This is a genomic window from Planktothrix tepida PCC 9214, assembly GCF_900009145.1.
GTDB lineage: Bacteria > Cyanobacteriota > Cyanobacteriia > Cyanobacteriales > Microcoleaceae > Planktothrix > Planktothrix tepida.
The window spans coordinates 260,786-279,957 of record NZ_LN889801.1; the positions used below are offsets into that span (position 1 = coordinate 260,786).

Genomic DNA, 19,172 nt, shown 5'->3' on the forward strand with positions numbered 1-19,172 from the left:
CGGTGTTGGAACATCCCCTATTACTTTTGGTTGATGGTCATTCGTTGGCATTTCGTTCCTATTTTGCCTTTGGGAAAAGTCGCCAAGGAGGGTTACGCACGTCAACGGGTATTCCGACCAGTGTTTGTTTTGGGTTTTTGAAGTCATTATTAGACGTTATGGCAAGTCAAAAGCCGGATTATTTAGCGATCGCTTTTGATTTAGGAGTTCCTACGTTTCGTCATGAAGCGGATGAAAATTACAAAGCGGATCGCTCTGAAACGCCTCAAGATTTTATTGAAGATGTGCAGAATTTACAAGCGTTATTACAAGCGTTTGATTTAAGCATTGTTACGGCTCCGGGTTATGAAGCGGATGATGTTTTAGGAACCTTAGCCAACCGGGGAAGCCGGGAAGGATATCGAGTTAAAGTTTTATCGGGAGATCAGGATTTATTTCAATTAATTGATCTTGAAAAACAGATTAGTATTTTACATTTAGAACCGGGCAAAGGTAGTGTTCCTACAGAGTTTTTAGCTCAACAAGTTTATGATAAATTACAGATTTATCCTCATCAGGTGATTGATTATAAGGCATTATGTGGCGATAAATCCGATAATATTCCAGGGGTGAAAGGCATTGGGAAAACTACGGCTGTTAAATTATTAGGAGAATATGGTTCCTTAGAAAATATCTATGCTCATCTTGAGGATATTAAAGGCGCAACTCGCCAAAAATTAGAGGAAGGAAAAGCCGATGCGGATCATTCTCAAACCTTAGCGCGAATTATTCAGGATGTACCTTTAGAGGTTGGTTTAGAAAATTTTAAATTACAAGGGTTTGATGTCGCTAAAATTCAACCTATTTTAGAGAAATTAGCCTTTCAAACATTTTTAGGAAAAATCAATCAAATTCAACAGCAATTTAAAGGAATAATTCAAACAGAAGTTACAGAAAATCCGGTTACTGTTGGGGACGATATCGATTTTTGGACACCGGAAGAAACCACAGCTTACCAAGAGCAAAAACGGTTAAATAGTCCTGTGTCTAACATTAAAGTGCGTTTAATTCAAACTTCAGACGCTTTAGAAGAGTTAGTTGATATTTTAAAACAGCATACTGATGTTAACTATCCCGTTGCTTGGGATACGGAAACCACCTCTTTAGAATTCCTAAAAGCGGAATTAGTTGGAATAGGATGTTGTTGGGGAACAGAAGCAACCGATGTGGCTTATATTCCGTTAAATCATACTCAAGGAACAAATTTAGATAAAGTCCAAACGTTAGATCTTTTACGTCCGATTTTAGAAAGTGATCGCTATCCTAAAACGTTTCAAAATGCTAAATATGATCGGTCAATTTTTAGATCTCAGGGCATTAATTTACAAGGTGTTGTCTTTGATCCAATGTTAGCCGATTATATTTTAAACCCGGAAGCTAATCATAATTTAATTGATTTAAGTCTCAGACATTTAGGATCTGAATTAATCGCTCCTAGTTATGATGAATTAGTTCCTAAAGGGAAAACTATTGCAGATATTAATATTAATCAAGTCGCTGAATATTGCGGAATGCAGGTTTATGTCACTTTTCAATTAGTAGAAAGCATCAAAGCCAAATTGATAGATAAGCCTCATCTGATGAAACTTCTAACCGATGTTGAACAACCTTTAGAAGTTGTTTTAGCCGATATGGAATATTGGGGAGTAAATCTCGATATTGAATATTTGCAAACTTTGGCAGAGCAACTCGATAAACAGTTAGAAATTATTGAAAATCAAGCTTATGAACTAGCTGGAGAAAAATTTAATTTAGGTTCTCCTAAACAACTTAGCCAACTGTTATTTGAAAAATTAGAATTAAATACCAAAAAAACGCGCCAAACAAAAACAGGCTATTCAACGGATGTCAATGTTTTAGAAAAATTACAAGGAGATCATCCTATTATTGATGTTATATTAGAATATCGAACTTTAGCGAAACTGAAGTCAACTTATGTGGATGCGTTACCCACAATGGTTGATGCTAAACAACGCATTCATACCAGTTTTAACCAAACCGTTACCGCAACAGGACGGTTATCTTCTTCTAATCCTAATTTACAGAATATTCCGATTAAAACTGAATTTTCTCGAAAAATTAGAAAAGCCTTTACAACGGAACCCAACTGGTTATTAGTATCAGCCGACTATTCCCAAATTGAACTCAGAATTTTAGCTCATTTAAGTCAAGAACCTATTTTATTAGACGCTTATCAAAATAATCAAGATGTTCATACCGTGACCGCTAAATTATTATTTGAAAAAGACACCGTAACATCCGATGAACGACGGTTAGGGAAAACCATTAATTTTGGTGTAATCTATGGAATGGGAGCCCAACGATTTGCACGGGAAGCAAAGGTGAGTAGTGCAGAAGGTAAGCAATTTATTGAACGATTTAACCAACGCTATTCCCAGGTTTTTGCTTATTTAGAAACGGTTAAAAGACAAGCAATTGCTCAAGGGTATGTCGAAACTATATTAGCAAGAAGACGGTATTTTGATTTTCAAGGAAGCAGCTTAAACAATTTAAAAGGAGTTGATATTAATTCCATTGATTTAAGCCAATTAGGAAAAAAAATGGGTCAAAATGATGCCCAACTATTAAGAGCCGCTGCTAACGCTCCTATTCAAGGTTCCAGTGCTGATATTATTAAAATGGCAATGGTACAAGTGCATCAACTATTAACTCAATATCAATCTCGATTAGTATTACAAGTTCATGATGAATTAGTCTTTGAAATTCCTGAGACGGAATGGGAAGAACTTCAACCCAAAATTAAAACTATTATGGAACAAGTGCTTCCTTTAAGTGTTCCTTTAGTTGTAGATATTCACGCTGGACAAAATTGGATGGAAGCGAAATAATGATTTTCTATAAAGCAGCCTAGATCAAGTAGATTTTGTATTAATTATTCGAGATCTATAGCTATCAAAAAGTTCATCAATTTTTTGGGGGTCAGATACAAGTGTTCCCCGTTCATCTCGAAAGGTGCGATCGCGATCGCCCTTAAAAGAAAGCCAATTAAAACTTGTTGTAACAGCAAATTTTCCATCAGATATGAGGATTTTTGCGTGGGTATCTCCAAGACGTTTAAGGATAAAATTACCTTGGTACTGATTTGCTAATTTTTCAAGATTTTTCTCAGCTTGAATATCAGATTTTGAATTTTTATCATCGTTTTCTCCTAAACCGTACCCAATCAAAACTTGTACTCCCCGTTTGAGAAGATTTTCAAACTGTTGAATAAACTTTTTATCCACAGAACTTGCTCGAATCCAAGGAGAGATAATCATTAAACGTTTTTGACTCTCTTTAAGTGCTTGTTCGAGGATAGGACGGTGTTCGTACATTTCTAGCCATCGCATCGGAACTGAAGCTAGAATAGAATCAAGTTGAGCTTGAAGTTCTTTTATTTGCTGTTGTGCTTCTTGAAGCTTTTGATCAAGAATGAGTTTTTCCTGATCATCTTCAGTTTGTTCAAGAGTATTTTGAGTTGTTTGTATTTTTTCTTCTATTTGAGCTTGAGCAGCAAAAACTTTTTCCTTAATCGCTTCAATTTCTTGTAAAGGAGCTTGAGCAACAAATTCATATCCTAAAACTGCTTCAGCTAACTTTCGGGGTGCGCTCTCTTTTAGGTTTTCTAATATCTGAAGTTTTTTGATTCCATTAGTACGATCAAAAATTTCTTCATGATCATTAGAAATAACATCATCAATCGCAAAAGATACCTGAATATTATCACTATCTTTTGCCTTATAAATCAGCATCAAAGCGGGTTGAAAAAATATCGACCTGCGCTCAATAGCTTTCAAGGCTAAAAGGTCTCGCTCTTGCTTAACTCTGGCTTTGCTGGCTCCGTCAATCTGGCGAATAATTTTGTCTACATCTTTGAGTTTAAGATCGGAAATTTCTGGTGACTTTTTTGGAAAGGGATCAATTTCTATAATGTCTTGATTACGCAAGTCTTTTTGCTTAAGTAAACGTGACTCTAACTTTCCGTACCAACGAGGATACCGTAAAAGTCCATCAAAATTGATATCAAATGTTCGCTCTTCTGGAACAATAATTTTAGCCTCGCGGAGTGTTCCTTCACCTTTTTTCGTCAACTTCCAAACCTGTATCTGAGAGCCATCAGGAGCTATGAGGTCTATATCCTCACTCATCCTTAAATTGATCATTGCATCCCTGACAATAGGCAATTCAATGCCAAGAAATCCAGCAATATCCGTTTCAGAGGATAAACCAGCATTAATCGATTTCAAGACATATTCTTCTATTGGTGGAATTGGTTTATGCAGTTGAGTTAGAGCTTGAACAGTAATTTTATAAACAGGTAAACCGACTTGTTTACAACTCACTAAATCGAAGCCTGTACGATTATTGTAGCGACGCAGTTCTTCTGGAGAAAAATCGAGATTTTCTAACTTCATATTTATTTAACTAAATCTCTATTTCGGGTAATAGGTTCATTAATTTAGCAACTACTTCAATTAGGACTTCTGGAGGCATTTTACAAGCAAACTCTGCTTGCCTTGCTTGCCAATCAAAGGATTTAATTTGATCGGCTAAAACAACTCCTGATACTGCCAATCCTTCTGGAATTGCTACTTCAAAAGGATAACCTTTTACTCGGCTAGTAATTGGACAGACTAAAGCTAGTCCAACTCGGCGATTATATGTTGTTTTTGAGATAACAATAGCTGGACGACGACCTGCCTGTTCCCTCCCTAATTGCGGAATAAAGTCAATCCAAATGATATCACCTTGACGGGGAATATACAACTGAGGATTATCAGAATTCATATATTATTATAACCCAATTTCACTATGAATGCTATCAGGTTTGATTGCTTCTAATAATTGCTTCAATTGACTCTCTCTTTGAATTAAACAAGGTAATTTAGCAGCAATAATTTCAATTGCTAAATATTCTATTGATTCTTCTTTTATTTCGGCTAGCAAAGAGAGTTGCTCAAAAAGCGTTTCCGAAATTTCTAATGTTATTTTGTGGTCTTTCATTGAACACCTGCTTATTTCGTAATCTACCAGTTGTAAAATGAGTAATATACAGACTATTTACCCGATAAAGGCTATACAGGAATTATAACCCAGGCTCAGTTAAATCGCAATTTTCACGGTGACATTCAATATACTCTAAAACTCGGTGTAATGGATTCTCCTGTGAAGTTCGACAGAAATGGTGATCTCCCACAATTACTAAACCCACTTTACCTCTGGATAAAGCCACATTTAATCGTTCTGCATCACGCAGAAAACCCACTTTACCTTGTTTGTTAGAACGAGTTACAGAATACACGGCAATATCAGCTTCACGTCCTTGGAACGCATCTACTGTATTACACTCAACTGTTAATGCTTGCCAATTGTTTAATTCTGAATTAAGCCTACGATTAAGTAATTTTAGCTGTGCTGCATACCCGGTTAAAACAGCCACACTATATTTTTTTTCAGCTTTTACTGCTGTCTGATTTAGCTGTTTGAGAAACTCAACAATGACGTTTACTTCACAGGGATTGTTAAAGCTAGAATTTACAGACTGTTCATGAGAATTTTTAAGTTTACTTGTTGTTAACCAAGTAACGGTTTTTGGTAATATTTTAGCCAGGTCTTTATCGATATCTGTCCTGGCACTTTTGAGTTGACCTTCATAAAAGCATTCACTAACTAAATTGCCAATTGGTGCAACCATCCGATGTTGAATCGTTAACATCTTGCGACACCCATCTGGGAGTGTTCTAAGCAGTCGATCAAATAGAGTTTCTCGAATATCATCTTGAGTCAGTTCGTATTCGTCTAAAAAGTCAGAATTTCTGCTAACTTCATCTTTAAAGGGTGGCAGTTGTTTAGGGTCACCAACCAATATCCAGCGATGAGATCGCGCCATTGGGACTAATACTTCTGTCGCCGTAGCTTTTGAAGCTTCATCAACAATACACAGGTCAAATTCTATGTCTTGAATCTCTCTAGGAATTCCGATACAAGTCCCAGCTATTACTTGCGATCGCTTAATTAAAGGTATATTGAATTTGTCATTTCGACCAAACTGCTCAAACCATTCTGTTTGAATTTTTAGCAAGTTTTGTAGCATTTTTGAATCTGAATTATTTTGATCAATGAGTTGATTAATCTGTTCTTGTATCTCCTCAACCGATAATCTCAAAAGTTGATTGATACTACTTCTAGTTAATTCTTTTAACCGCTTGGCTTTTTCTTTCTGTTGCTGTCGCGCTTCTTTTAACTGCTGACGTAGAATGTTAATTTCCACTTCAATACTTTGACATTCCTCTAGCTTATCTTTGGGAATATGAGTTTCTAACAATGAATCTGGATTTTCTATGTCGTAATTTATTGCTAGAATTTCATCTAAATCCTGTTTCCAGGCATTAACTTCTTCCCTGAAAGTTTCAATTTTTATTCCCAGATTTCTCATTTCTTGAAATAGTGTGGCTATTTCACTGTTATGCCCAGAAATACCTCGTTGTGCTGACCAATTATCAATAAATTCCTGTCCTTTAGCGATCGCCGACTCTCTCCATTGTTCCATTTGTTCTTCCAGTAACAGAGAATGAACATTTTCTGATACCCTTTCATGGTTGCCAATTCGCAACAATTTCAAGTTAGGATCTTTCACTTTAATTCGTTCTAATGCGTTATCTAGTGCAACATGAGTTTGTGAACTCAGCAAAATTCTAGTCTCAGGTTTTTGATTAAGAATTTGCAGAACAACTTCTGTAATAAATGTTGTTTTTCCTGTCCCTGGTGGCCCTTGAACAATTAGAAAATCTTCTGTAGAAAGTGCAGCTTTGACAACTTGTTCCTGTGATTCATTCAGAGATTGAATAAACTGCACATCCACTTCTAAATCAGGAATACGAACTTCTTGGGGATTGACAAGTAATTGGCGAATATCTGAACGGACTCCCCTATCAAATCTAATTGCATCTAGGGCATTTTTTTGTCGATTTAGGGAAACCTCAGCAGCACGAGTATCAAAACGTAATTCTCCAGATTGTGGGAGTCTTTCTGATTCTCCATATTTAATATAAAGAGTCAATTTGTCACCGATAACTTGCTCAACATCTCCCTCCAAGATGATCGATTCTTTGGCATTTTTCACATAGCGTGGTTGTCCACCTAGATCATCTTCTGGAAGTTCTGATAATTCAAAGGTAACGCGATTTCCATGATGAGTAAAGTCTTTGTATTTAATCGGTTTCTCTCTATTTTTTTCCCAATCACCCTTCGCTCTAAGAATATCCCACCAAACTTGAAATATTCGTTGCTTTTCTTTCTCATCTTCCTGTTCTTTTAAGTTATCTTCATGCTCTATAACTGCATCCTCTAAATCCCGAATTACATCTTCTGCTTCATATAAATTCCGTGGCTTTCCAAATCTGAACTCGTAGGGAAGAATCCAAGAACGTTCTCGACGTTGTTCTAATTGCCAGTAAGAAGTAGACCAAGCATTCAAAATAACTAGGTGCTGTCGTTGGTTTTGATCTATCTTTATATGATATCGATAGGAAATACCATAAATTTCGTAGTGATCTTCACGGGACGCAGCATCGTTGGTGTCGTCCTTAAATTTAAAGGGACGAATGCCACAACCAGATTCATTATTGATATCTTCAAGGATAAGATTCTTGATCTCAACTTCTGAAGAAATCTTCAATTCATTCCTAAGTCGTTCTAAGCACCTTGGTGTAAGCTCAATAAAGCAAGGACGTTTTTTAATTTCTCCTGTTTTTGTCTTTCTTTGAATAGCATTAATTTCAGCTAACAATACATCTGCATTATGCTGACGCTCTGCGGGGTCTAAGGAAACAGCACGCTCGATTACTTCTACGATTTCAGAGGGTGCATTAAACGCTTTTAGAGCGGTGGAAATATTATTATGTTCTGTTAGTTCAATATTAGTTAAACACTTCAAAACCAATACACCAAAACTGAAAACATCGCGGGTGTAAGTATAGGAACCATCATCAAATTCTGGCGGCGTGAATGTACGCGATACAAAGTCTTTGAGTGTAATATTGGGTTCCAAATATCTTTTAAGCTTAGATATGCCAAAGTCAGCAAGTTTGAGTTTACCGTCAATTCCTACTAAAATATTGCTAGGTTTAATATCCCGGTGTATAATTCCGCGATTATGGGAAAATGCTAAAGCTTCCAATGTGGGTAAGGCTATTGCTTTCCAGAATGAATCCCAATCTTCCGGGGGAGATTCTTTTAAAAGTGTTGTTAAATCTTTCTCCATCCACTCCAGAACCAGAAAATAATTCCCCGTAGTTTCATCCTTTCCAGAATCAAGGAGTTCCACAATTCTAGGGTGTTTTAACTCTTGGAGAGCTAGGGTTTCACGTCTGAAGGATTCGGCTAGAAAATCTGCTTCAATTTGTCCATTTTTGAATTCTTTTACCGCAACTAGCCGTTCTTCTTGGTTGTAGTCTCTTGCGCGGTAGACATCTGCCATTCCACCTGATCGTGGGTTGGGGGATAGAGCATAGCGATCGTTGATGAAGCGAGGTGGCATAACTTAGCTATCAATAGAAGACATTTGTTTATTTATAACACAAATTACATTTTTAAGTCATCAAGCCTTTCTACTGTTAATCATCCGAAATCCTCAAGGATGCGGTGGTAGATTTAGAGTAATCCCTGAATCAATCAGTTGAAAATGAAACGATCTCAAAAACCTTGGCAAATTGCTTGTTTTCTCTATTTTTTGTTGTTATTATTAATTGTAATTACAGCAGATCTAGGAAATTTACCCTATAGTTTATTAGAACAAATTCCCTATTATGATGTCTATGGACACTTTATTTTATATGGAATTGCCTCTTTTTTAACTCATTTAGCCTGGGGAGGAAAAAAGATTATCATTTATCCCCTATTTTTTCCCCTAGGGCCATTTGTTTTTGCCCTAGTCACTATCGCAGAAGAAATGATGCAAACTCTTTTTCCCAGTCGTACCTTTAGTTTACTCGATTTAAGCTCAAGTTTAATTGGGATTATTCTATTTTATTATTTAGCAGAATTATGGATTTTTTATCATAAAAAAAACTGAGGGAATAAAATTACCCTTGCTTATTTAACTCAATTATGAGAAAATTCAAAACATCCCAAACGGGGAATTGAGTTTTGTTAAAATAGCATAATCCCTTAACCGCATGACCCATTCTAGCCCTATTAACAATATTCCTGAGTCTACTTGGAGTCGTCCCATTGGTTTAGGGTGGGAAAAACCTTATACCGTTCGCTACGCCAGTAATTTAGATGATGGCCCTTGGCACGGAATGCCGTTAGGGGGGTTGGGTGCAGGTTGCATTGGACGGTCTTCACGGGGAGATTTTAACCTTTGGCATTTGGACGGGGGAGAACATATTTTTAGAAATCTTCCCGCTTGTCAATTTAGTATTTTTGAAGAAATCAACGGTCAAAAAAAAGCTTACGCTTTATCAACAGAACCGCCAGAAGATGGGAGTTTAGCGGCGTGGAATTGGTATCCTAATCCTAAAAATTATCCTGAACAAACAGGAACCTATCATGCGTTATATCCTCGCAGTTGGTTTGTTTATGAAAATGTATTTTCAGCACAATTAACTTGTGAACAATTTTCTCCAGTTTGGGCAAAAAATTATCAAGAAAGTAGTTATCCTATTGCAATTTTTGAATGGATAGCTCACAACCCAACGGATGAACCGATTACCTTAAGTATATTATTAACGTGGGAAAATACGATTGGATGGTTTACCAATAGTTTAGCGAGTCCTGAAGTCAAAGTCAGAGATGATGGCAGTCCGGTTTATGAATATCAACCCCGATGGGGAAATAGTGCCGGAAGTGTTAATCGATTAGTTGAAGATTTTCATCGTATTGGCTGTTTAATGACTCGTCTAAGTACCCATGAAGAGGTGCGGGAAGGGGAAGGACAAATGGCAATTGCCACCATTATAAATCCTGCGGTTGAAGTGTATTATCAAACCCGTTGGAACCCGACTGGAACTGGACAAGATATTTGGGAATATTTTGCTGAAGATGGCACATTATTAGATCAAGAAAGTGAACATCCGGCCAAAGAAGATGAACGACTTGCAGTTGCTTTAGCAGTTAAATTTACAATTCGACCGGGAAAAACTCGCAAAATTCCATTTTATTTAGCCTGGGATTTACCTATTACTGAATTTGCATCAGGAATTAATTATTATCGTCGTTATACTGATTTTTTTGGTCGGAATGGTCACAATGCTTGGTCAATGATTCGCACAGCGATGAAGCATTCTGATACTTGGCGAGAACAGATTGAACTGTGGCAAAACCCAATTTTACAACGTCAAGATTTACCCAATTGGTTTAAAATGGCACTCTTTAATGAGCTATATTTACTCACGGATGGAGGTGCACTTTGGACTGCGGCAGATGAACGTGATCCAGTCGGTCAATTTGCCGTTTTAGAATGTTTAGATTATCGCTGGTATGAAAGTTTAGATGTGCGATTATATGGGTCATTTTCTTTATTAATGTTATGGCCAGAGTTAGAAAAATCAATATTAATCGCCTATTCCCGTGCGATTTCTCAAGGCGATAATACTCCGCGAATTATTGGTTATAATCAAGCCTCTGCGATTCGGAAAGCTGTCGGTGCAACCCCCCATGATTTAGGAGCACCGAATGAACATCCTTGGGAAAAAACCAATTACACCAGTTATCAAGATTGTAACCTCTGGAAGGATTTACCTTGTGATTTTATTTTGCAAGTTTATCGAGATTTTCGATTAACGGGGGGAACAGATTACGAGTTCTTAAAAGATTGTTGGTCAGCAATGGTTGAAACCCTCAATTATCTGAAAACCTTTGATTTAGATCAAGATTCAATTCCTGAAAATAGTGGCGCACCCGACCAAACCTTTGATGATTGGAGATTACAGGGAATTAGTGCCTATTGCGGGGGGTTATGGTTAGCGGCATTAGAGGCAATGATTGCGATGGGTAAGGTATTAGAAAAGGAAACTGTTACCCCGTCTCCTCAAAGCGTTCTTCCGACCTATCAAACTTGGTTAGAAACGGCTAAACCTTTGTATCAAAAAACCCTTTGGAATGGTCAATATTATCGTTTGGATAGTGGTAGTGGTTCTGATGTAGTCATGGCGGATCAATTATGTGGTCAATTTTATGCTAGATTATTAGAATTACCTGATATTGTTCCTACTGATTGTACAATTTCGGCTTTAAAAACCGTTTATGATTCCTGCTTTAAAAAGTTTCATAATGGACAATTTGGTGCAGCTAATGGTGTTAGACCGAGTGGAGAAGCGGTTAATCCTCAAGATACTCACCCCTTAGAAGTTTGGACAGGAATTAATTTTGGGTTGGCGGCGTTTTTCATGCAAATGGGAATGAAAGCGGAAGCGTTAGAATTAACGGAAGTTGTGGTTAAACAAATCTATGAAAATGGTCTACAATTTCGGACTTCCGAAGCCATTACAGCCGTTGGCACATTTCGCGCCAGTCATTATTTAAGAGCGATGGCAATTTGGGCAATTTATTATCAATACTTGTAACCCCAAAGACACGAAGACACGAACCAGGATAATTCAAGTGAAGTCTTTTCCTCCCTGTTCCCTGTTCCCTGCTCCCTGTTCCCTGCTCTAAAATATGGTAGGTTATAAAAGACGTTTTGATGCTCACAACTTGAAACAAAAACAACCTTCTAGCTATCAGGAATTAATTCCTTATATTCGCACCCAAGGACAAACCATTGCTAAAGCATTAGTTTGTACCCTTGCCTTTACCGTATTCTGGCCGTTATTAGCGTGGTTAGCGGGGCAAATGGCGGGGTATATTGGGGCTGGAAATGTCTCCGCCATTTCTCAATTAGCCGGAGTGGCGGCGGTGGTTTTTCTAGTGCGGGGAACGGTACAATATGGTCAAGATACCTTGATGGCAAAAGCTGCCTTAACGATTTCTTTGGAATTAAGAAAACAAGTTTATCGTCATTTACAACGGCTGAATATTGGCTATTTTGAAACCGCTAAAACCGGGGATCTCGCCTATCGCCTCACGGAAGATATTGACCGCATTGGCGAAGTAATTAATAAATTTTTCCATCAATTTGTTCCCTGTATTTTGCAGTTAATTGTAGTTTTGGGATATATGATTTATCTCAACTGGCAATTAACCCTCGCTACGTTAATTATTGCCCCGTTTATGGCAGTATTAATTGGTTGGTTTGGCGAAAAATTATTAACCTTTACTCGCCATAGCCAAAACCGAGTTTCTAATTTAGCAGCGTTATTAACAGAAGTGTTTGGAGGAATTCGGTTAGTCCAAGCGTTTGCGGCGGAAGAATATGAAATTAATCGCTTTAGTTTAGAAGCCGAACAAAATCGCAAAGCCAAATATTTAGCCGAACAAGTTAAGGCGTTACAATTTGTGGTGGTTGGCTTTTTAGAAGCCATGAGTGTAATTTTATTATTCTTTTTAGGAGGATGGCAAATCTCCCAAGGGAATTTAACGGGAAGTGGGTTTATTAGTTATATTGCGGCGGTGGCGTTATTAATAGATCCCATCTCTTTAACTACGAGTAATTATAGTGATTTTAAACAAGGTCAAGCTTCTTGCGATCGCATTTTTGAACTGTTAGCCGTGCAGCCAACGGTTCTTGAAAAACCTAATGCTTTTATTTTACCCCATGTGACCGGGAAAGTCGAATATTATAACGTTAATTTTACTTATCCTAAAACGGATTTTTCTCAAAGTCAAGATCACAATAAACCGGTTTTACAGAATCTCAATTTATGTGTTAAACCGGGGGAAATGGTGGCTTTAGTGGGGCCGTCGGGGGCTGGAAAAACAACATTAGTGAGTTTATTACCCCGATTTTATGATCGCCAGTCAGGAACTATTAAAATTGATGATATTGATATTCAAGATGTCACCTTAAAAAGTCTCCGGCGACAAATTGGGATTGTTCCCCAAGATATTACCTTATTTTCAGGAACCATTGCTCAAAATATTGCCTTTGGTCAAGCTTATTATGAATTAAAAGATATCGAAGAAGCTGCAAAAATTGCCAATGCTGATTCGTTTATTATGCAGTTTCCGAATGGCTATCAAACGATTGTTGGAGAACGAGGAGTAAATTTATCCGGGGGACAACGACAACGAATTGCCATTGCTAGGGCTGTTTTATTAAATCCCAGAATCTTAATTTTAGATGAAGCCACATCAGCCTTAGATTCAGAATCAGAAGCCTTAGTTCAAGAAGCTTTAGAACGATTAATGCAGAATCGAACCGTTTTTATTATTGCTCATCGTTTGGCAACGGTTAGACGTGCTACTCGAATTTTAGTCTTAGAACAAGGTCAAATTGTGGAATCAGGAACCCATCAAGAGCTATTAGAAAAAGGTGAACGTTATGCTTTATTTTATGCTCAACAATTTGATTCATAAACTAAACCTTTAAACTGCAATCCTTGAGATTAAAACAAGTTTTTAACCTCTTGTTAACCCCTAATCCCCTATTTTTATCTGTTTTGAGCAAAAATTCTATCTTGAGATAGAGGATAAATTACCAAATATTTTTCAATCTAGTGATATCCTTTCCAATCTTTCCGCCTAGGACAGTTAAATTTTCTGTCCTTTGTTATCTTATTAGGGAAACCAGGGTTTTATCGATTAAGTTTCAGGAGTCAATCTTTAACAAAAAGTTTCAAGTTGTGGTTTTTTCAAAAGAGCCAGCTTTTAAACTGTCCATGTTGAGTTGTCAAACCTGTTGATCTCAGCTAACTTAAATTCAAGTCAATTATTTTAATTATGCTGCAAGAACGCCCGATAATTTCCCCTTTATATCGCCAATCTCAACAAAGACGGCAGCGCCTTGAAAAAATAGAACAAATATTAATTGACATTCATCAACGCTTAAATACCATGACTGATGAGAACCGCAAGCTCATAGAAACCCTAGAATTTAATTCTCGAATTGATTGGATTCAAAAAAAGTTAGGTCAATTATGAGTTCGTTAAAAATTTCTTCTGCTATAAGTGAAAGCTGTTCTAAAATTGACCCATGAGGACAGTCCTCATGCAACAGCAGATAGGGGTTAAAAAGCAGGAGGCCGAAATGGGATTAAACCCTTCGCCAGATGATTCAACGTTTAATGCTCAAGTGCAAAAATTGCATCGACTCACCGTTTACACCCGATGGTTAGTCATTGGAATTTTGTGGATTACCGTAGCGCCTTTAAGTATGTGGGCGTTGCGCGGAGAAATTGCCCTTTGGCAAAACCATTTTACTTGGTCGGCGGTTCGTTATGGTTTAGCTTATAATCGTTTTGCCGCTTTGGGGTTGGGGTTGTGTATAGGTCTGACAACAGCAACGTTAGTCTGGCATAGTCGCAACATTTTATTCGGGGTTTCTCCCGCCTATCAACACCGTTTAGAACAGCAAGTCTTTAAAATTCTGAAACAGGGGCCAACTCATCCCTTTTGGAAGTGGATTAGTTCAACCCAGGATGACCCCTAGTTGCTACTCTCAAAATAGTTGATGTTTTATTCTCTAGCTCGAAGATTTTGAACTAACCAATTAAATTTAGCTTGAGCTAAAACTAAAAATTCTTTGGTCTGTTCACTAAATTCTTCAGGTTCTAGTACATCTATTTCATATTCTGTCAGATCATCATAACCTAAACGTCGAATTGTGCCTCGCATCCGACTGGCTAAACATAGGGATAAACCATGATAAAATCGGGCAGCAAATTTAGAATCATGGTGAAGTTTGCTATTGAGATCAAAACGAGAAATAGCTAAAACTTGAGTGGTTTCTAAGGCTTTAACCGTTGCTAAAGGTGGGCGACTATCGATAAAAGAAATTTCTCCAACGACTTCCCCTGTCGTAATTTGGGCTAATTCTCGATCTTCTTTCGATCCTATCACCACCGTTAACAATCCACTCAATACAAAATAAAGGGCATTAATGGGGCGTCCTTCATAAATTAACCGTTCGCCTGGGGGCAGTTTTTCTATTTTTGCTTTATTGATAATCCAGCTTAGATCATCATCGCTGAGTCCGCCTAAAAGAAAAAGTGCTTTTTCTGTTTTGTGAGTCATCTTTTAATCATCATCCTAGGAGTAATTAAGAAAAAAATGTTGAATTTAACCTTGAGGATATAATTTTATCCGATTGCAAAAAATAGGAAAATAATAAACTCTAAAAAAACGGATAAATAAAATGTTATGAATGAGAGTTTATACGGTTCACAAATTCCATGAGATGTTCATGAAACTTAGGAGTTGCTTTCATGTAACAAGCATGACCGGCTTGTTCTAAAATTACAATTTGTACATTGGGCATGAATTGTTGAAGTAACTTTGCGTGATCCAATGGAACAATTCTATCATTACTTCCCCAGATGGCTAAGGTTGGCAGTGAAATTCTTTGCAAATGTTCTACCATCTGAGGGATACCCACGGGAGCAACAGCGACAAATCCTCCTAAGCGGTCTGAATGTTGAGCGATAAAGGGTAAGCTATAATTCCCACTCATCGAAGGAGAGACTAACACGCACCCTGATAAGTTCAGATGATCAATGAGCTCTAATAAAAGCTCAACTCGATTTCCGCTAAAGGATTGAGATTTGCCATATCCAGGGAGATCCACAGCAATAGCATGATATTGGTTTTGACCCATCAATTCTAGGGTTCCAATCTCTTGCCAAGTCTTCGCTTTAAAGCTGGCTCCATGAAGGAATAAAACCGATGGATTTTGAGAGTTTCCTACTTCTAAGAAATGAATTTTTGCTTCTTTAATTTGGATAAAATTTGATAAAACTTTAGTCATTTTTTATCACAAATAGTTTGAATTTGGTTTAACTTGAAATTCAGTAGCTCTTCTATTATAATCAGAAAATGCAACTCAGCCTAAATTTTAATAAAATTGTTAAAAATGAGTTGTTTTTCCTTCTTGCTGTCTTAACTCACGACCCATGAAAATCGGTGATTCCTCAGAGCAATCCTCAACCTCTAATCCCCTAGAGGGTAAACCCTTGCCCCCCATTCCTCTATTTACCATGTTTCGGTTAGGTTTGTATCAAATGGGGTTAGGAATTATGTCTTTACTAACCCTGGGTGTGATTAACCGAATTATGATTGATGAGTTAAAAGTTCCGGCGTTAATTGCAGCAGGGGCGATCGCAATGCACCAATTTGTTGCTCCTGCTAGGGTGTGGTTTGGTCAGATGTCCGATACCAAACCGTTATGGGGATATCATCGCAGTAGCTATGTATGGATTGGGTTAATTTTATTTACCAGTGCTTCATTTTTAGCGATACAAGTGGTTTGGCAATTAGGGGCTAGTATTCAAGCCAATGGATTTAATGGAATCGCTTATTTATGGGCTGGTTTATTAGCGTTTATTTTTGCCGGATATGGTTTAGCATTAAGTGCGAGTTCCACTCCCTTTACTGCCCTTTTATTTGATGTTTCCGATGAAGATAATCGCTCTAAATTAATTAGTATTGTTTGGTCAATGTTAATGGTGGGAATTGTCATTGGAGCCATTATCAGTTCTAAAATTCTTCATCGTCCTGAACTGTGTGGGGCTGCGATTTTGACCGAGAACCCCATAGCAACAACCACAAATTTACCTGAATTACAAGCCTCTGTTACTCCGTTATTTATCATTGTACCGTTAATGGTGATCGGATTATCCGTGATTGCAACCATCGGTATTGAACGTCGGTTTTCTCGTTACCAATTTCGCTCTACTGTTGTGGAACGTGAAGATCAAATTACTTTAAATCGCGCCCTCAAAATTTTAACCGCTAGTCCCCAAACGGGATTATTTTTTACCTTTTTGTTGGTGATGACGATTAGCTTATTTATGCAGGATGCGGTTTTAGAGCCCTATGGGGGTGAAGTTTTTGGAATGTGTGTGTCTGAAACTACAAAATTAAATGCGTTTTTTGGAACAGGAACCTTAATAGGCATTGCTTCAACGGGATTTTTAATGGTTCCTCGTCTCGGTAAAAAAAATACAGTTAAAATTGGTTGTGTCGGAGTTTCAATTTGTTTAATATTCTTCATTATAGCAGGGTTTACCGCTAACCCTGTCTTTTTAAAAGGGTCATTATTAGGCTTTGGTTTATGTTCAGGAATTCTAACGGCGGGAGCGATTAATTTAATGTTAGATTTAACCTTAGCTGAAACAGCCGGAACTTTTATTGGAGCTTGGGGTTTAGCTCAAGCAATGGCGCGAGGATTAGCAACGGTTTTAGGGGGTGCGGTTTTAGATTTAGGACGGGCGATCTTTCAGGTTCCTGTTTNCGCGAGGATTAGCAACGGTTTTAGGGGGTGCGGTTTTAGATTTAGGACGGGCGATCTTTCAGGTTCCTGTTTTAGCTTATGGAACGGTTTTTACAGTTCAAGCCATCGGAATGATGCTGGCAATTATCTTATTAAATCGGGTAAATGTGCGAGAATTTAGCGAAAATACAAAACGAGCGATCGCTAATGTATTAGAACAGGAATTAGATTAGTAATGTTGTTTACTTACGTTATGCTTGCAATTCCACATCAACAAAAACGCCGTTATGATCGCTCATGGTTACATTGCTATCGGAAATATTTTCCCAAAAGCCAACTTGGCAATAGGGTTGCAATTCATAACTGACACAGATGTGGTCAATATTATGTCGTTCTTTGGGCTTAACTTCATCAGTTAAACAAACGAGATTGTTACGTTTTAGCTCCTGCGTTAATAAAGTAATTCCTTTTTGAGTTCCATACCAACGTGAACCATCTCTGGCTTGATTGAAATCTCCGACAGTTATGAGTTTGCAATCAGAGTTGGTTTTCACCAGATGCTCCCAATCATTTCCATGTTGTTCAATTGATCGGTAATGTTCTTCCCAGTTTTTTGATTTTCCATCTATTCCGCGATCACCGTGCCAGGTAATAATTGTCCCATAAATTAACAGGTTGTAACCTTGTAAATTGACTTTGATACAGACAGCTAGAATGGGATCAAATGTTGTGAGCATTTCAGTAGGAGCCTGTATTCTTGACCAGATTGTGGTGTAAGCATTTTGCTCCAATCTTTTATCTTGATATTCAATTGATGAGAACTTGAAGTAGCCCTGTTTTGATAAATCAACAGCAAGATTATTGGTTTCCGTCAAGATCCAAACATCAGCATTTATAGTTTGAATTTGATCTAATACTGCTGGTGTCTTTTTCCAGCTTTTTGGTTTTGGATGCTCCAAATTCCAAGTAACGATCCTGAGTCTTTGGGTCATCATATAGCAATCCTATTTGAAAATATAATTAACGATAAAAGGCAAGTATAAATCTTGACAACCGTAGTTTTTCGGGTCAAACAGGATTCCAAAAGGAACAATACAGCAATTCTATCGACTTTAGGTTATATAAGGATGAATCCAAATCTCAAGAACAAATAAGGATGTTGTGTTTATGTTCAGTTCTCAATTTTCGCGTTCAGGATTGTCAATTTTCCTAGCATTCGGTTTAACAACGGCGGTGGCTATACCTTTACTGCCCGGAATTCCAGCCACGGCTCAATCCTTTCCCAATACCTTACAACGGGATAGAATCTTAGCAGGAACTGTAATTTCAGTAGAGTATCCAGAAGCTGAAAAAATTGTGGTGATGCCGAATGAAACCGTTCCTTTAACGATGACGGTAGCACAAAATGTTGTGACCAGCCAAGGACGGGTCTGGATTCCCGCAGGTGCTGAAATTGTCGGACAATTAAAACCCGCTTCCGGGGGATCTCAATTTGTGGCTAATGAAGTTATTATTAGTGCCAGCCAAAGGTTCCGTTTAGATGCTAATTCTCAAGTTGTGACTCGCACTGAAACCATTCGCAAAGGAGCTTCAGCCCGGTCTATTCTAGGGGGAGCAGCTATTGGAGCAGCCGCAGCGACGGCGATTAGTGCCGTTGTGGGGGATAATGCGATCGCTACTGAAGAAGTGTTAGGCGGTGCGGGACTCGGTGCCATTACCGGAGTATTCGTTGGACGTCGGAAAGTTGATGTTGTGGTGGTTCGTCCCAGTGAAGACCTGAATTTAACCTTACAATCGGATATTCTTTTCCGGTAAATTATAAATT

At 37.8% G+C, this 19,172-nt stretch carries 14 protein-coding genes and 1 pseudogene; 8 read left to right on the forward strand and 7 right to left on the reverse strand.

Annotated elements, in window-relative coordinates:
* Positions 1-2: 2 nt before the first annotated feature.
* The gene (gene polA / locus PL9214_RS13990) at positions 3-2,888 is read left to right on the forward strand and encodes a DNA polymerase I (protein ID WP_222425238.1); all 2,886 of its coding nucleotides are present in this window, start codon (positions 3-5) and stop codon (positions 2,886-2,888) included.
* Between the two features lie 24 nt (positions 2,889-2,912).
* Here polA and PL9214_RS13995 read toward each other — a convergent pair whose 3' ends face one another.
* The 4 genes from PL9214_RS13995 to PL9214_RS14010 all read right to left on the reverse strand — a co-directional run bounded on the left by PL9214_RS13995 (position 2,913) and on the right by PL9214_RS14010 (position 8,578).
* On the reverse strand, positions 2,913-4,454 hold the full coding sequence (locus tag PL9214_RS13995; protein WP_072719406.1) for a phospholipase D-like domain-containing protein: 1,542 nt from the start codon (positions 4,452-4,454) through the stop codon (positions 2,913-2,915).
* A gap of 10 nt (positions 4,455-4,464) precedes the next feature.
* The gene (gene mazF / locus PL9214_RS14000; RefSeq protein ID WP_072719407.1) at positions 4,465-4,827 is read right to left on the reverse strand and encodes an endoribonuclease MazF; all 363 of its coding nucleotides are present in this window, start codon (positions 4,825-4,827) and stop codon (positions 4,465-4,467) included.
* 6 nt (positions 4,828-4,833) lie between these two features.
* The gene (locus PL9214_RS14005) at positions 4,834-5,043 is read right to left on the reverse strand and encodes a hypothetical protein (RefSeq protein WP_072719408.1); all 210 of its coding nucleotides are present in this window, start codon (positions 5,041-5,043) and stop codon (positions 4,834-4,836) included.
* Positions 5,044-5,125: 82 nt separating this feature from the next.
* A complete protein-coding gene (locus PL9214_RS14010) occupies positions 5,126-8,578 on the reverse strand; it encodes a serine/threonine-protein kinase (RefSeq protein ID WP_072719409.1) in 3,453 nt (1,150 codons plus the stop codon).
* 144 nt (positions 8,579-8,722) lie between these two features.
* Between PL9214_RS14010 and PL9214_RS14015 the strand changes: the two genes are divergently transcribed.
* The 5 genes from PL9214_RS14015 (at position 8,723) to PL9214_RS14035 (ending at position 14,569) form a co-directional block, all read left to right on the forward strand.
* Entirely contained in the window at positions 8,723-9,112 is a 390-nt protein-coding gene (locus tag PL9214_RS14015; RefSeq protein ID WP_072719410.1) for a hypothetical protein, read from the forward strand.
* A gap of 103 nt (positions 9,113-9,215) precedes the next feature.
* On the forward strand, positions 9,216-11,606 hold the full coding sequence (locus tag PL9214_RS14020; RefSeq protein WP_072719411.1) for a GH116 family glycosyl hydrolase: 2,391 nt from the start codon (positions 9,216-9,218) through the stop codon (positions 11,604-11,606).
* A gap of 94 nt (positions 11,607-11,700) precedes the next feature.
* Positions 11,701-13,497 (forward strand): ABC transporter ATP-binding protein, encoded by a 1,797-nt coding sequence (locus PL9214_RS14025; protein ID WP_072719412.1) that lies wholly within the window; start codon positions 11,701-11,703, stop codon positions 13,495-13,497.
* 363 nt (positions 13,498-13,860) lie between these two features.
* Positions 13,861-14,061, forward strand: a complete 201-nt coding sequence (locus PL9214_RS14030; protein ID WP_072719413.1) for a hypothetical protein — start codon at positions 13,861-13,863, stop codon at positions 14,059-14,061.
* Between the two features lie 67 nt (positions 14,062-14,128).
* Entirely contained in the window at positions 14,129-14,569 is a 441-nt protein-coding gene (locus PL9214_RS14035) for a hypothetical protein (protein WP_306341363.1), read from the forward strand.
* A 26-nt stretch (positions 14,570-14,595) separates the two neighbouring features.
* Here PL9214_RS14035 and PL9214_RS14040 read toward each other — a convergent pair whose 3' ends face one another.
* Together PL9214_RS14040 and PL9214_RS14045 are read right to left on the reverse strand one after the other, a co-directional pair.
* Entirely contained in the window at positions 14,596-15,153 is a 558-nt protein-coding gene (locus PL9214_RS14040) for a cyclic nucleotide-binding domain-containing protein (RefSeq protein WP_072719414.1), read from the reverse strand.
* 124 nt (positions 15,154-15,277) lie between these two features.
* Positions 15,278-15,883 carry an alpha/beta fold hydrolase gene (locus tag PL9214_RS14045; protein WP_072719415.1) on the reverse strand — a complete coding sequence of 202 codons (606 nt, stop codon included), beginning with the start codon at positions 15,881-15,883 and terminating at the stop codon, positions 15,278-15,280.
* 229 nt (positions 15,884-16,112) lie between these two features.
* Here PL9214_RS14045 and PL9214_RS14050 point away from each other — a divergent pair.
* Positions 16,113-17,580, forward strand: a pseudogene (locus tag PL9214_RS14050) (BCD family MFS transporter).
* 18 nt (positions 17,581-17,598) lie between these two features.
* On the opposite strand, the gene PL9214_RS14055 reads toward PL9214_RS14050, so the two are convergent.
* Complete coding sequence (locus PL9214_RS14055) at positions 17,599-18,342, reverse strand: endonuclease/exonuclease/phosphatase family protein (RefSeq protein ID WP_083580016.1); 744 nt, start codon at positions 18,340-18,342, stop codon at positions 17,599-17,601.
* 172 nt (positions 18,343-18,514) lie between these two features.
* Between PL9214_RS14055 and PL9214_RS14060 the strand changes: the two genes are divergently transcribed.
* Positions 18,515-19,162, forward strand: coding sequence for a hypothetical protein (locus PL9214_RS14060; protein ID WP_072719417.1), 648 nt, complete (start codon positions 18,515-18,517; stop codon positions 19,160-19,162).
* Positions 19,163-19,172 lie beyond the last annotated feature (10 nt).

Coding starts and splice junctions, on each gene's coding strand:
- PL9214_RS13995 (WP_072719406.1), bottom strand. CDS start 4,454: ATGAAGTTAGAAAATCTCGATTTTTCTCCAGAAGAACTGCGTCGCTAC.
- mazF (WP_072719407.1), bottom strand. CDS start 4,827: ATGAATTCTGATAATCCTCAGTTGTATATTCCCCGTCAAGGTGATATC.
- PL9214_RS14005 (WP_072719408.1), bottom strand. CDS start 5,043: ATGAAAGACCACAAAATAACATTAGAAATTTCGGAAACGCTTTTTGAG.
- PL9214_RS14010 (WP_072719409.1), bottom strand. CDS start 8,578: ATGCCACCTCGCTTCATCAACGATCGCTATGCTCTATCCCCCAACCCA.
- PL9214_RS14015 (WP_072719410.1), top strand. CDS start 8,723: ATGAAACGATCTCAAAAACCTTGGCAAATTGCTTGTTTTCTCTATTTT.
- PL9214_RS14020 (WP_072719411.1), top strand. CDS start 9,216: ATGACCCATTCTAGCCCTATTAACAATATTCCTGAGTCTACTTGGAGT.
- PL9214_RS14025 (WP_072719412.1), top strand. CDS start 11,701: ATGGTAGGTTATAAAAGACGTTTTGATGCTCACAACTTGAAACAAAAA.
- PL9214_RS14030 (WP_072719413.1), top strand. CDS start 13,861: ATGCTGCAAGAACGCCCGATAATTTCCCCTTTATATCGCCAATCTCAA.
- PL9214_RS14035 (WP_306341363.1), top strand. CDS start 14,129: ATGCAACAGCAGATAGGGGTTAAAAAGCAGGAGGCCGAAATGGGATTA.
- PL9214_RS14040 (WP_072719414.1), bottom strand. CDS start 15,153: ATGACTCACAAAACAGAAAAAGCACTTTTTCTTTTAGGCGGACTCAGC.
- PL9214_RS14045 (WP_072719415.1), bottom strand. CDS start 15,883: ATGACTAAAGTTTTATCAAATTTTATCCAAATTAAAGAAGCAAAAATT.
- PL9214_RS14055 (WP_083580016.1), bottom strand. CDS start 18,342: ATGATGACCCAAAGACTCAGGATCGTTACTTGGAATTTGGAGCATCCA.
- PL9214_RS14060 (WP_072719417.1), top strand. CDS start 18,515: ATGTTCAGTTCTCAATTTTCGCGTTCAGGATTGTCAATTTTCCTAGCA.